Source organism: Shewanella sp. Isolate13, from assembly GCF_022398325.1.
In the GTDB taxonomy this organism is placed as follows: Bacteria; Pseudomonadota; Gammaproteobacteria; order Enterobacterales; family Shewanellaceae; genus Shewanella.
Genome location: NZ_JAKEVD010000015.1, coordinates 78,218 through 91,040 on the forward strand (window position 1 = coordinate 78,218; position 12,823 = coordinate 91,040).

Annotated in this window: 10 protein-coding genes; 9 read left to right on the plus strand and 1 reads right to left on the minus strand. The window is 46.8% G+C overall.

Annotated elements, in window-relative coordinates:
* Positions 1–45 precede the first annotated feature (45 nt).
* The 8 genes from L1D44_RS11510 (at position 46) to L1D44_RS11545 (ending at position 9,548) form a co-directional block, all read left to right on the plus strand.
* Positions 46–1,086: a DcaP family trimeric outer membrane transporter gene (locus L1D44_RS11510; protein WP_239890759.1), complete on the plus strand. Its 1,041-nt coding sequence runs from the start codon at positions 46–48 to the stop codon at positions 1,084–1,086.
* A gap of 143 nt (positions 1,087–1,229) precedes the next feature.
* On the plus strand, positions 1,230–2,027 hold the full coding sequence (locus tag L1D44_RS11515; protein ID WP_239890761.1) for an ABC transporter ATP-binding protein: 798 nt from the start codon (positions 1,230–1,232) through the stop codon (positions 2,025–2,027).
* The gene (locus L1D44_RS11520; protein WP_239890763.1) at positions 2,027–3,991 is read left to right on the plus strand and encodes a long-chain fatty acid--CoA ligase; all 1,965 of its coding nucleotides are present in this window, start codon (positions 2,027–2,029) and stop codon (positions 3,989–3,991) included. The genes L1D44_RS11515 and L1D44_RS11520 overlap by 1 nt, the downstream gene beginning before the upstream one ends.
* Complete coding sequence (locus L1D44_RS11525) at positions 3,988–4,881, plus strand: branched-chain amino acid ABC transporter permease (protein WP_220767299.1); 894 nt, start codon at positions 3,988–3,990, stop codon at positions 4,879–4,881. The genes L1D44_RS11520 and L1D44_RS11525 overlap by 4 nt, the downstream gene beginning before the upstream one ends.
* 40 nt (positions 4,882–4,921) lie before the next feature.
* On the plus strand, positions 4,922–5,995 hold the full coding sequence (locus tag L1D44_RS11530) for a branched-chain amino acid ABC transporter permease (RefSeq protein WP_239890765.1): 1,074 nt from the start codon (positions 4,922–4,924) through the stop codon (positions 5,993–5,995).
* Positions 5,996–6,209: 214 nt separating this feature from the next.
* Positions 6,210–7,406, plus strand: coding sequence for an ABC transporter substrate-binding protein (locus L1D44_RS11535; protein ID WP_239890797.1), 1,197 nt, complete (start codon positions 6,210–6,212; stop codon positions 7,404–7,406).
* Between the two features lie 81 nt (positions 7,407–7,487).
* On the plus strand, positions 7,488–8,306 hold the full coding sequence (locus tag L1D44_RS11540; protein ID WP_239890767.1) for an ABC transporter ATP-binding protein: 819 nt from the start codon (positions 7,488–7,490) through the stop codon (positions 8,304–8,306).
* Between the two features lie 15 nt (positions 8,307–8,321).
* A complete protein-coding gene (locus L1D44_RS11545; RefSeq protein WP_239890768.1) occupies positions 8,322–9,548 on the plus strand; it encodes an AMP-binding protein in 1,227 nt (408 codons plus the stop codon).
* Between the two features lie 108 nt (positions 9,549–9,656).
* Here L1D44_RS11545 and L1D44_RS11550 read toward each other — a convergent pair whose 3' ends face one another.
* A complete protein-coding gene (locus L1D44_RS11550) occupies positions 9,657–11,369 on the minus strand; it encodes a proline--tRNA ligase (protein WP_239890770.1) in 1,713 nt (570 codons plus the stop codon).
* Between the two features lie 369 nt (positions 11,370–11,738).
* Between L1D44_RS11550 and L1D44_RS11555 the strand changes: the two genes are divergently transcribed.
* Positions 11,739–12,683, plus strand: coding sequence for a carbon-nitrogen hydrolase family protein (locus L1D44_RS11555; protein WP_239890772.1), 945 nt, complete (start codon positions 11,739–11,741; stop codon positions 12,681–12,683).
* Positions 12,684–12,823 lie beyond the last annotated feature (140 nt).

The window sequence follows — 12,823 nt, forward strand, 5'->3', positions numbered from 1 at the left end:
GCTCGATTTCTACATCTTGGATGCAGACATAAAAGGGGATAAAAGATGCTCATTTCTAAGATAACACAGCTCACATTAGCCAGTTCGCTTTGCTTGTTAGCGGGTTCTGCCGCGGCAGGTTATGACTTTGAAGTTGGCGAAGATGGCAAGCTTTCATTTGGCGGCTACATTAAGGTCGACGCCCGTTACGTCGATGGTGACGTAGGGTACCGAGATTTTTGGATTGGCACCGGTGCACCGCTTGAAGAGAGCGCCTCGCAATTTCGTATTTTCGCCAATGAAACACGCTTCAATACTAAATATGTCCATGGTGATGTGATGGGCTTTATCGAGATGGACTTTCTTGGTGGTGGCGGTAATCAAGTGGTATCAAACTCCGCTAACCCGAGAATTCGCCATGCCTTTATTAAGTATAAAGATCTAACCGCAGGCCAGACCTGGACCACCTTTATGAATACCAGCGCAATTCCGGAAACTGCAGACTTTGCTGGTGCCACTGTTGGTTTGGCATTTATTCGCCAAGGACAGATCCGCTATGACATGGGGAACTTCCAAGTGTCGGTAGAAAACCCTGAGAGTGTGGGAGGCGATACCGCCAATGACGACCTGCCAGATGTTATCGCCCGTTATAACTTTAAAGGTGATTGGGGCAACATCTCTATTTCGGCATTAGGTCGCAGCCTAAACACCAATCAAGGCAATAGTGAAACAGCTTTCGGTGGCTCGATTGCCGGACGTATCAAGACATTTGGTAAAGACGATCTTAGATTTCAATTTCATCAAGGTGAAGTCGGTCGTTACGTGGGGATCGGCGCTGCTTCAGATCTAGTGGGTGAAGAAGTGGAAAGTACCACCTCTTATCTTGCCGCATATCGCCATTACTGGACCGATACCCTCAGAAGTACTCTGCTTTACGGGCGAGTTGAAACCGATATTACTAATGCTGAGCGCAGTCAGTGGAGTGTCAACTTATTCCAAAATCTAACGCCGCATTTGGCTGTGGGTTTTGAGGTCGGCAACTTTGAGATTGGCGATCACGATGTCGACTCAAACTATGCGCAACTGTCGATGCGCTATGCCCTGTAATACCGAATCCGTCGAAGGGAGCACTTCTTTCGACGGCGCTAGCCGTTGTATTCGCCACTTTCTAAGGCAAATCAATACCCATAGCAGTTAAGTCTTCAGCCTCTATGGTGAGGACTTAAATAGCAAAATAAAGGAGTAGGGGTGTGACAGATACCATTTTAAAAGTTGACCAGATCTCGTTAGCGTTTGGCGGTGTAAAAGCGTTGACAGATGTGAGTTTTGAGGTTGAAACCGGCTCAGTGTTTTCGATTATTGGCCCGAACGGCGCGGGTAAGACATCGATGCTCAACTGTATCTCAGGTCGTTATCGTCCGCAGCATGGCAGTATTCATTTTGGCAATAAAGAGGTGACAAACCTACGCCCAAATGATCGCGCCGATCTAGGCATAGGCAGAACATTTCAAAACCTCGCGTTGTTTGGCCATATGTCGGTACTGGATAACATCATGGTTGGTCGCCATCACCAGATGAAGAACAACTGGCTAACGGGACCTTTGTACTGGGCATCTCCCGCTCAGAAAGAGGAGTTACAACACCGCCGCCAAGTCGAGGAGATCATCGACTTTCTCGACATATCCCATGTCCGTAAATCTATAGCGGGTACTCTTTCATATGGTTTACGTAAACGAGTGGAGTTAGCACGGGCAATGGCGTTAAACCCGAAGCTTATCTTACTCGATGAGCCAATGGCGGGTATGAACCTCGAAGAGAAAGAAGATATGGCCCGCTACATCTTAGATCTTAACGAAGAGTTTGGCATCACTGTTGTGATGATTGAGCACGATATGGGCGTGGTGATGGATATCTCTCATCAGGTGATGGTACTGGATTTTGGTAAGAAACTTATCACGGGTTTACCTGATGAAGTGATGGCTGATGAGCACGTAAGGCAAGCTTATTTAGGCTTGGAAGAGAACGAGCAGTTACAAGAGGTTGGCTAATGAACACCATAGATAAATCAGCGGCAGATCGCTTTGACATGGGTGATATGGACACCTTTCCAAAGATTTTGCGCTACAACGCTAAGCACTGGGGCAGCGATACCGCGATGCGTGAGAAAGAGTTCGGGATCTGGACTGAGTTCAATTGGCAAGATTATTTAAATCGCGTTAAGTGGATGTCGTTAGCGTTTGAGCATTTGGGCATAGAGCAGGGCGCAGCCATAGCGCTGTTAGGCGACAATCGTCCAGAGTGGGTATGGGGAGAGGTAGCCGCCCATGCCTTGGGGTGTTTCTCACTTGGTGTGTATCAAGACTCACTACATGAGGAGGTCGCCTATCTACTTAATCGTAGTAATGCTCAGGTCGTGGTTGCTGAAGATGAAGAGCAGTGCGACAAATTACTGGAACTTGGTGATAGCATCCCATCGGTTAAATATATTGTCTATTGCGATCCCAGAGGGATGCGCAAATACGATGATCCACGGCTTATTGATGTGGAAGAGATCTACAAGATAGGTCAGCGAGTTGATAGTCAACATCCACGCCGTTTTGATGAGCTAGTCGATGCGGGAAAGGCCGATAATATTGCCATCTATTGCACCACATCCGGCACCACTTCAAAGCCTAAAATTGTGTTACTCCAAGGCAGCAAATTTATTGACCACTGCTGCTCTTATCTCAGAGCCGATCCGCGTTCAGCGGGTGATAATTATGTGTCTGTGCTGCCACTGCCGTGGATTATGGAGCAGGTTTACGCCGTCGGCCAAGCCTTGATTGCACGTCAGATTGTTAACTTCGTCGAAGAGCAGGAGACCATGATGGCCGATCTGCGTGAAATTGGCCCCAGTTTTGTGTTGCTTGCTCCCCGAGTTTGGGAGGGGATCTTAGCCGATGTTCAAGCTCGTATGATGGACTCGACCCCCTTTAAAAAGAAGCTATTCGACTTTGCCATGAAGCGGGCAGAGCTTGCCTTAGCCCAAGGTAAACGCTCGACTCTGGCTGACATCATTTTAATGAAAGCGTTACGCGACCGATTAGGCTTCTCATTTTTAAAATCGGCAGCAACAGGCGGCGCTGCAATGGGGCCTGACACCTTTAAGTTTTTCCAAAGCATAGGTGTGCCTTTAAGACAGCTTTATGGTCAGACGGAGATGTGCGGTGCATACACCATTCACCATGAGGACGATGTCGACTATGACAGTGTTGGCGTGGCATTCGATACCGCCGAGCTTAAGGTGATTAATACCGATAGTGAAGGCGTCGGTGAAGTTATCGCAAAAACCGTGGGGATGTTTAATGGTTACCTAGGTGATCAAGAGGCCTATGAAGAAGATGTGATCGATGGTTGGATGCATACCGGTGATGCGGGCTACTTTAAGCCATCGGGGCACTTAGTGGTGATCGACCGCATTAAAGATTTGGCGAAAACCAGTCAAGGAAATCAATATTCACCTCAATACATAGAGAACAAGCTCAAATTTTCCTCCTTTATTGGTGAGGCGGTTATTCTAGGGAAGGACAAACCCTACCTTTCAGCCATTTTATGTATCCGCTTTAGCATCGTCTCAAAATGGGCGGAACAGCAAGGCTTAGCGTTTACCAACTACACCAATCTTTCTAGTTTGCCTGAGGTTTATGAGCAGCTGACCAAAGAGGTGGAGCAGGTAAACCAATCTTTGCCTGAAGCTCAGAAAATCAAGAAGTTCATCTTGCTGTACAAAGAGCTGGATGCCGATGACGGTGAATTGACTCGTACTCGTAAGGTTCGACGAGCAGTGATAGCGGACAAGTACGGTGACATCATCGACTCCATCTATAACGAGCAGCCTCACGTTGATATCGATACCGTGATCACCTTCCAAGACGGCAGCACCTCGCGGATCCAGACCCAAGTGAAAGTTGCGACTGTGATAGCAACAGATGCTGCATTGGATGCCAATGTAGAGCAAAGGAGAGCATCATGAATTTTGAATTATTACTGCAGTTAATCATCAACGGTCTGATAGTAGGCTTGCTCTATGGCGTAGTCGGCATGTGCTTCGTGCTGGTGTACAAGTCCACTCAGATTGTGAACTTTGCGCAAGGGGAATTCTTGTTGGTTGGTGCCTGGGTGTGCTGGGCATTTCTCATCTATATGGAGTTGCCGTTCTTTGTTGGATTCCTACTCACCCTCTGTTTTATGGCGGTGTTCGGTGTCTTGCTGCAGATGATAGTACTGCGCCCCATGATTGGTGAGCCGATTATCTCGGTGATCATGGTGACGATTGGCTTATCGATCTTTTTCCAGTCTTTGACTAAATGGATCTTTGGAGTGTCACCGCAAAGTTATCCAACGGTTTTCGATACTCAGTCTATTGCGATTTTTGGGCTCAATATCGAGTTGGCGTACTTAATGAGCACCGTGATTGCACTCATTATTATGGTCAGTTTTTTCTTGTTCTTTAAGTATTCCAAGCATGGCCTGGCAATGCGTGCCACGGCATTTGACCAGCAGGTCGCCCAGAGCTTGGGGATCTCGGTTAAGCAAGTTTTTGCCATGAGCTGGGGAATTGCAGCCACAGTGTCTGCCACCGCAGGAGTTGTGATCGGCATGGTAAATGGTGTCTCTGACTCTCTCTCATCAATAGGCATCAAGGTCTTTCCTGCGGTTATTCTTGGCGGTTTAGATTCGATTGTCGGTGCGATTGTTGGTGGTGTAGTGATAGGCGTATTAGAGAATGTCGCTGAGTTCTTCGATAGCCAATTTTTACACATCGGCAATATGTACGATATCGCCCCTTTTTATGTGTTGCTGATCATTCTGTGGTTTAAGCCCTATGGCTTATTTGGTACTCGAGATATCGAACGTATTTAGTAGCCCAGTTGTTGCTTAATTTTTTGTACAAGGAGTTTTTATGTCTAGCTTAGCAATGCGTCCCTGTGGAGATTTCCGCACTAGCTATAAGGCCGACAACACGATTTTTGAAACCAAGACGATACGATTGATAACGATGGCGGTGATAGCCCTTGCTTGCTGCGCACCTTGGTTGCTCGATGGTTATTTTCTTACGTTATTTATTCAGATTGCTTACTTGGGAATCGCCGCATTGGGACTAAATATTCTAGTGGGCTTTACCGGACAGATCTCGTTAGGACATGGCGCTTTCTTTGGATTCGGTGCGTTTGCATCGGCTTGGCTTAACACCAGCTTTCAGATCCCTGTGGTGTTTTGTATTCCGCTTGCGGGCTTTCTCACCATGGCGGTGGGCATGATGTTTGGTATGCCTGCGGCGAGAATTAAGGGCTTATACCTCGCCATTGCCACACTTGCTGCTCAGTTCATCATTGAAGACTTCTTTGCAAGGGCTGAGTGGTTCTCTGGTGGTTCAGCAGGTTCGATGGCGGCGCCAGTTAACCTATTTGGTTTTGAGTTTGATAGTGACCAAAGCTTCTATTTCATCGCACTGTTTGCCTTGGTGTTTATGTATATCTGGGGTTGTAACTTGATGCGTAGCCGTGATGGTCGAGCCTTTGTTGCGGTGAGGGATCATTACCTTTCAGCAGAAATTATGGGGGTAAAGCTTAACAAGTACCGTTTGCTGTCATTTGGGATCTCCTCTTTCTATGCCGGTATTGGCGGTGCGCTATACGCTCACTATTTAGGTTATGTGTCAGCGGAAGGTTTCACGATTTTCATGTCGATTCAATTCTTGGCCATGGTGATCATCGGCGGCCTTGGCTCAATCAAGGGAACCTTGATGGGCGTGGTGTTTATGGTGTTACTGCCAGAGGCGTTAGAGAGCGTAGTGAGTCTGATGAAGTACACCGACTGGGGCAATATTCCCATGGTGACCGATGGCTTAGCCTATATCAAAGAGATGGCGATTGGCTTGGTGATCATTTTGTTCCTTATTTTTGAACCTGAGGGATTAGCTCATCGCTGGGCGCAGATAAAGAACTATTGGAAGTTTTACCCATTTGCCTACTAAAGCCTAATTGTTTGGCAACTAACACAGTGAAAACAAGATAAACGCAAGTGAGACGATAAGGCCGCAGATGTTGGGCAGGTGTGGCATTGAGTGCTCTAAACCTTACTTTAACGGACGATATTGAAGGGATTAAACTATGTATAAGAGTCATCATTACAATAAATACGCGAAACAGTTAGCCATTGGATTAGGTGCAAGCCTTAGCTGTTTGGCTATGAGTTCTGCGGTTAGCGCCGAAGAAACCATTTTTGTCGGTCACTTGGCTGATATGTCTGGCCCGACGGCGTTTGTGGGCAAACCCTATGCAGATGGTGTGCGTGATTCGCTGGCCTATATTAATGCCAATGGCGGGATCGATGGCACTAAACTTGAGTATGAAACCATAGATTACGCTTACAAGGTGCCGCAAGCGATTGCTTCCTATAAGAAGTGGTTATCACGTAAAAACATGGTAGCGATGCAAGGCTGGGGCACGGCAGATACAGAAGCGCTGATCTCCTTTGCCGCCAAAGATAAGACCCCTATTTTTTCTGCGTCATACTCAGGCCATCTAACGGATCCACAAGGTAAAAACCCAAACACTAAGAAACCTGCTCCTTATAACTTTTTTTACGGCGCTTCCTATTCAGACTCTTGCCGCGGTTTGGTGCAGTGGGCCGCTGAAGATTGGAAGGCCAAAGGCGGTCAAGGCAAGCCCAAGTTTACCCACATTGGTGCTAACCATCCTTTCCCGAATGCGCCTAAAGCCGCTTGCGCAGAATATGCCACAGAACTAGGTTTTGATGTGCAGCCACCGGTTGTGATCTCGATGAAACCCGGTGACTTTAAGGCTCAGTGTTTAAGCCTTAAAAGCTCTAAAACCAACTATGGCTACATAGGTAACTTAGGGGGCTCAGTGCAGTCGTTGATTAAGTCTTGCGATACTGTGGGCACCGAGATCCAGTTTATGTCCAATATCTGGGGCGGCGATAAACTGGTGTTTAAAGCGGCCGGTGCCGGTGTGAAAAACTATATCTTCCCAACAATGACGCCATTCTGGAGTGATGATGTACCTGGGATGGAGCTGGTTCGTAATATCTCCAAGATGTCTGATAACACAGGTGATAAGGAACGCTTACACCACTATATCCGTGGCGTGTGCTCAACCTACTTTATGAAAGAGTCAATGGAGTGGGCCAAGGCTAACGGCGGCGTGACTGGAGAGAACGTTAAGAAGGGCATGTATGTTCGTCAAAACTGGGTACCCAAAGGGCTAGAAGGCGTCTGTTTAGCGGCAACTTGGACGCCTGATGACCATAGAGGGATCAATAAGGTCAATATCTACAAGGGGAACTTCAACGGCGGTGATGTGCGAGTAGAGAAGGTTAACCAAGTCACCCTTGAACGTCGTGTTGATTGGTTAGGTTACTAAACATCGCGCTACAGGCATCAGAAGCCTAGCAAACAGACCTTTAGTTTTGCTAGGCAGTCTCACCTATAGGTTGGAGTTGTTATGACACAAGCAGTGCAGTTAAAACCAGAAACCCCGCTTCTCTCCATCAATAATATTGAAGTGGTTTATGACGATGTTATTCAAGTTCTTCGTGGCGTCAGTATTGATGTTCCCCAAGGGGAAATCGTGACTCTCCTCGGGCCAAACGGTGCGGGTAAGTCGACCACATTGAAAGCGATTTCGGGCTTACTTAAAACCGAGAATGGCGAGGTCTCCCGCGGTGACATTTATTTTATGGGCGAGCGTATCGATGTGAAAAATGCCGAGGATGTAGTGCGTTCAGGCTTATTTCAGGTGATGGAGGGGCGTCGAATTGTCGAAGATATGAGTGTTATTGAAAATCTGAAATTAGGGGCATATACCCGTAATGATGGCCAAGTGAACCAAGACATTGAGATGGTGTTTAACTATTTCCCTAGGCTTAAAGAACGTACAGGGCTTGCTGGGTATCTCTCAGGTGGAGAGCAGCAGATGCTCGCCATAGGGCGTGCGCTGATGGCTCGGCCCAAGATGATCTGTCTTGACGAACCTTCCATGGGCTTATCACCGCTGTTGGTTAAAGAGGTGTTTGGCATTATTGAAAAGATCAATCGCGAGCAAGGGATCACTATGCTGCTGGTGGAGCAGAACGCCAATTATGCATTAAAAGCGGCGAACTATGGCTACATCATGGAGTCAGGTAAAATCGTGCTCGATGGCAGTAAAGAGATGCTGCTCAATAATGAAGATGTGAAAGAGTTTTACCTAGGTGGGGGGAACGAAAAGCGCAAGAGCTTTAAAAATCTAAAATCATACAAGCGCCGTAAGCGTTGGTTATAAGTAGGAGTTGGCTTGATGAACCTATTTTTTAAACCCGAAGAGGTGCAGGCTCCCGAATTAAGAGAACAGACATTAATGTCTGGATTGAGTGATTTTCTCAGCTATAGCCGCAGATCTTGTCAGTATTACCAGAACACCTTAGCAGGAATAGATCTAAGCAAAGTTGATAATCGAGCAGCTTTGGCGGCGTTGCCAATCACCCGCAAGTCAGACTTGATAGAGCTGCAAAAGATAGACATGCCTTTCGCTGGAATTGTCCCAGAGGCTAAGCGACCTGAGCGAGTATTTCAGTCTCCAGGACCCATTTACGAACCCGAGTTTGATAAACAAGATTGGTGGCGACTGGGGCAAGCATTTTATGCAGCAGATTTTCGGGCCGGAGATGTAGTGCAAAACTGCTTATCGTATCATCTCACACCCGGTGGCTTTATCCTGGATTCAGGTGCGCGGGCTTGTGGTTGTAGCGTGATCCCCGCCGGTCCCGGACAAGGGGAACTGCAGCTAGAGATGATAGAGAATCTTCGTCCTAACGGCTATTGCGGCACGCCTTCATTCCTGCATATCTTGCTAGAAAAGGCCAAAGAGCATGGCAAGGATATCTCCTCGATATCGAAAGCGTTAGTCACTGGCGAAGCCTTGAGTGCTCAGCTAAGAGCGACTTTTGAGCTAGCTGATATTCAAGTCAAGCAGGCCTATGCCACAGCAGACATAGGACTGATCGCTTATGAAAGTGTGGCCGATGAAGGTTTGGTTGTTGCTGAAGATATTATCCTTGAAATTGTCCGCCCAGGTAGTTTAGAACCTGTTAGCAGAGGGGAAGTAGGTGAGGTTGTGATTACTCGCTTAGATAAAGATTATCCACTCATACGTTTTGCTACTGGTGATCTTAGTGCAGAGCTATCAGGTCAAAGCCCTTGCGGTAGAACCAATATGCGTATTAAAGGTTGGTTAGGACGCGCAGATCAGACGACTAAGGTCAAAGGTTTATTCATTCATCCAGAGCAGGTTGAGCGTATCAGGCTAGCCCATGCAGGCATAGCTAAGGTTAGGCTAGTGGTTTCTAAAGATGATCATAAAGACTGTATGTGTCTTATGTGTGAATTAACAGATGCTAGCATCTGTCTTGACGGGCAGGCGGTTCAAGAGACCATTCGAGCGTTCACACAGCTTTCTGGGACGGTTAAGTTTGTTACGGCTGGCAGCTTACCCGATGACGGGGTGGTGATTGATGATCAAAGATAAAAAATAGAAGAGCTGTTTAATTAACATAATAAAAATCAATAAAAAAACGCCGATGATGTCATCGGCATTTTTTATTGTTCTAGCGAACGGTCTGTTAAGATCTGGTGATTAAGCTTGTTGCGCTTTTAAGAACTCAACGATTTCGTCTAGTGGGATATCTTGCTTCTCACCCGTGCGGCGGTTCTTGTATTCGAACATACCGTTATCGATGTTGCGATCACCAATAACTACTACGTGTGGAATACCGATAAGCTCCATATCGGCAAACATCACGCCTGGACGCTCTTTACGGTCATCGAACATCACTTCCATACCCGCATCGTTTAGATCTTGATATAGCTTCTCGGCGATATCCTTAACGCGGTGTGACTTGTGCATGTTCATCGGCAAAATACCAACGGTGAACGGTGCAATCGCATCTGGCCAGATAATACCGCGGTCATCGTTGTTCTGCTCAATTGCAGCGGCAACCATACGGCTAACACCTACACCGTAGCAACCCATAAGCAGCGTCTGTGACTTGCCGTTTTGGTCAAGTACGTTAGCATTCATAGCTTCAGAATAGTTGGTACCTAGCTGGAAGATGTGGCCAACTTCGATACCACGAAGTAGTGCGATAGTCCCTTTACCACATGGGCTAGGCTCACCTTCGATGATGTTACGTAGATCGAATGCTGCAGCTTCTGGAAGATCGCGCTCCCAGTTGATGCCGAAGTAGTGTTTGCCATCTTGGTTTGCACCCGCGCCGAAGTCGCTCATGATGCTAACGCTGTGATCAACAAATACAGGCATATTTAGGCCTACAGGACCGATTGAGCCAGCGCCTGCACCGACAGCGTCCCGAATTTCCGCGTCAGTTGCAAATTCAAATGGGGCTAATACCGCATCTAATTTCTCAGCTTTCACTTCGTTTAGCTCGTGGTCGCCACGGATAACGATAGCCACTAGTGGCGCTTCTTCAGTCGAACCCTTAACGATAAGTGTCTTAACCGTTTTTTCAATCGCGATACCATGCTGCTCAACAAGCTCTGCAATGGTCTTAGCGTTTGGTGTGTCGACAAGGGTCATTTCGCTTGTTGCTGCTTGACGAGTGTCAGTTGGCATTGGTGCTTCACATTTTTCAATGTTCGCTGCGTAATCACTTTCCGTTGAGTAAGCGATTAAGTCTTCACCACTGTTCGCTAATACATGGAACTCGTGTGACATGCTGCCACCGATAGAGCCTGTATCTGCCATTACTGGGCGGAAGGCTAGGCCTAAACGAGTTAAGATGTTGCTATAAGCTTGGAACATCGCCTCATAGGTCTCATCCATGGTTTCTTGATCTAAATGGAAAGAGTAAGCATCTTTCATCAAGAATTCACGTGAGCGCATGACACCAAAACGTGGACGAACTTCGTCACGGAACTTAGTTTGAATCTGGTATAGGTTAAGCGGCAACTGCTTATAAGAGTTGATCTCTTTACGCACGATGTCGGTGATCACTTCTTCGTGAGTTGGGCCTAGAACGAAGTCACGGTTGTGACGATCTTGGAAACGAAGCAGTTCAGGACCAAACTTGTCAAAACGACCCGTTTCAACCCAAAGATCCGCAGGTTGAACCATAGGCATAAGGATCTCAACGCCGCCTGCTTTGTTCATCTCTTCACGAACAATAGCTTCGATTTTACGCAGTACACGTAAACCTGTCGGCAACCAGCTGTATAAGCCTGATGCGTTACGACGGATCATACCCGCACGTAACATTAACTGATGACTAACGACCTCTGCATTGGCAGGAGTTTCTTTTTGAGTTGATAGCAGGTACTTGCTTACGCGCATTACCGGTGTCCAAATTTGAGTTGAATGGGCGCTATTTTATCACTTGTAGGCTTTCTGTCACCTATGGATTTTGTGATTTGGTGGAATTTATTGGCTAGGTCTAGCCTACCAGTGTAATCGGATGCAACATCCAGCCATTAAGCTGTTAAAAATTAAGCAAAACAGTTGAGTAAGTGGCAGAGAGGGAGGGGTTTCTTATCTCGGACTGCATAGCTAAGTTTTAGCCCGAAGTGCGTGGCAAAGCCATCGGTCACGATTGAGCTAAACTTGATTAAGTCATTTGAGTAAGAGTTTATATTTTATTGAGCCTATCCTTCTGGGGCTGCTTGAACGATGTGAACTCAATAGTCTATCGAAAGGGACTAAGTTATGAAAAAAGTCGCTATTATTCAAGAATCGCCTTGTGTGCTCGATAAAAAGGCAACCATCCGCAAAGCTGTCGAAATTATTCATTCGGTATCGGAGAAGGGGGCTGAACTTATCGTTTTTCCCGAGGCATTTATTCCTGGGTATCCTGCGTGGATATGGCGATTAAGACCAGGAGCAGACTGGGGAATTTGTGAGGCCTTACATACACGTTTGCTGCAAAACTCGGTAGATTTGTCCTCGGACGATATCAAACCGTTGCTTGAGGTGGCAAAAGAGAGGAAGGTGACCTTGGTTTGCGGCTTAAACGAACGCGATAATGGCAATAGCCAATCAACCATCTATAACACCGCCATTACCATTGATACCCAAGGGAAAATAGTCAACCATCACCGTAAACTCATGCCGACTAACCCTGAGCGCATGGTTTGGGGATTTGGTGACGGCCATGGTTTAAATGTGGTTGCGACTCCGGTTGGGAAAGTTGGCAGCTTAATATGTTGGGAGAATTATATGCCTCTGGCGAGATACTCCCTGTATTCACAGGGGATAGAGATATATATCGCACCCACTTATGATAGCGGCGAAGCTTGGATTGGTACTATGCAACATATTGCCAGAGAGGGAAAATGTTGGGTACTTTGTTGTGGCGTCGCGCTGCAACGAGCCGATTTACCAGAAGACTTTCCAGATCTAGATAGACTCTATCCCGCTGATGAAGATTGGATTAACCCCGGTGATTCCGTCATTGTATCCCCGAGTGGTGAAATTATGGCTGGACCCTTATCTAAAGAGAAAGGTTACCTACTCCTAGATATTGAAGTTGAAAAGGCGGCGAATTCTAAGCGTGCGCTGGATGTTGCGGGGCATTATTCGAGGCCGGATGTGTTTAAACTAGAGGTCGATAAGTCTCGCCAGTCACCAGTCAGATTTAAGAATGAGAGTTAAGAACTCGAGTTAATAAGCGAAAGCTTATTTCGTTGTGTTAATTTTGAGTAAGGCGTCTTTATATTGGACATATATAGCGGCTATCCCTTTAGTGAACTAAGTGCTAGATTAGGATCGAAGGCAGTCGCGCTATCCTAGGC

What these genes read in the sequence shown, in the direction of transcription:
- L1D44_RS11520 (WP_239890763.1), top strand. Translation starts at nt 2,027, where the DNA reads ATGAACACCATAGATAAATCAGCGGCAGATCGCTTTGACATGGGTGAT.
- L1D44_RS11510 (WP_239890759.1), top strand. Translation starts at nt 46, where the DNA reads ATGCTCATTTCTAAGATAACACAGCTCACATTAGCCAGTTCGCTTTGC.
- L1D44_RS11530 (WP_239890765.1), top strand. Translation starts at nt 4,922, where the DNA reads ATGTCTAGCTTAGCAATGCGTCCCTGTGGAGATTTCCGCACTAGCTAT.
- L1D44_RS11550 (WP_239890770.1), bottom strand. Translation starts at nt 11,369, where the DNA reads ATGCGCGTAAGCAAGTACCTGCTATCAACTCAAAAAGAAACTCCTGCC.
- L1D44_RS11540 (WP_239890767.1), top strand. Translation starts at nt 7,488, where the DNA reads ATGACACAAGCAGTGCAGTTAAAACCAGAAACCCCGCTTCTCTCCATC.
- L1D44_RS11535 (WP_239890797.1), top strand. Translation starts at nt 6,210, where the DNA reads ATGAGTTCTGCGGTTAGCGCCGAAGAAACCATTTTTGTCGGTCACTTG.
- L1D44_RS11555 (WP_239890772.1), top strand. Translation starts at nt 11,739, where the DNA reads ATGAAAAAAGTCGCTATTATTCAAGAATCGCCTTGTGTGCTCGATAAA.
- L1D44_RS11525 (WP_220767299.1), top strand. Translation starts at nt 3,988, where the DNA reads ATGAATTTTGAATTATTACTGCAGTTAATCATCAACGGTCTGATAGTA.
- L1D44_RS11545 (WP_239890768.1), top strand. Translation starts at nt 8,322, where the DNA reads ATGAACCTATTTTTTAAACCCGAAGAGGTGCAGGCTCCCGAATTAAGA.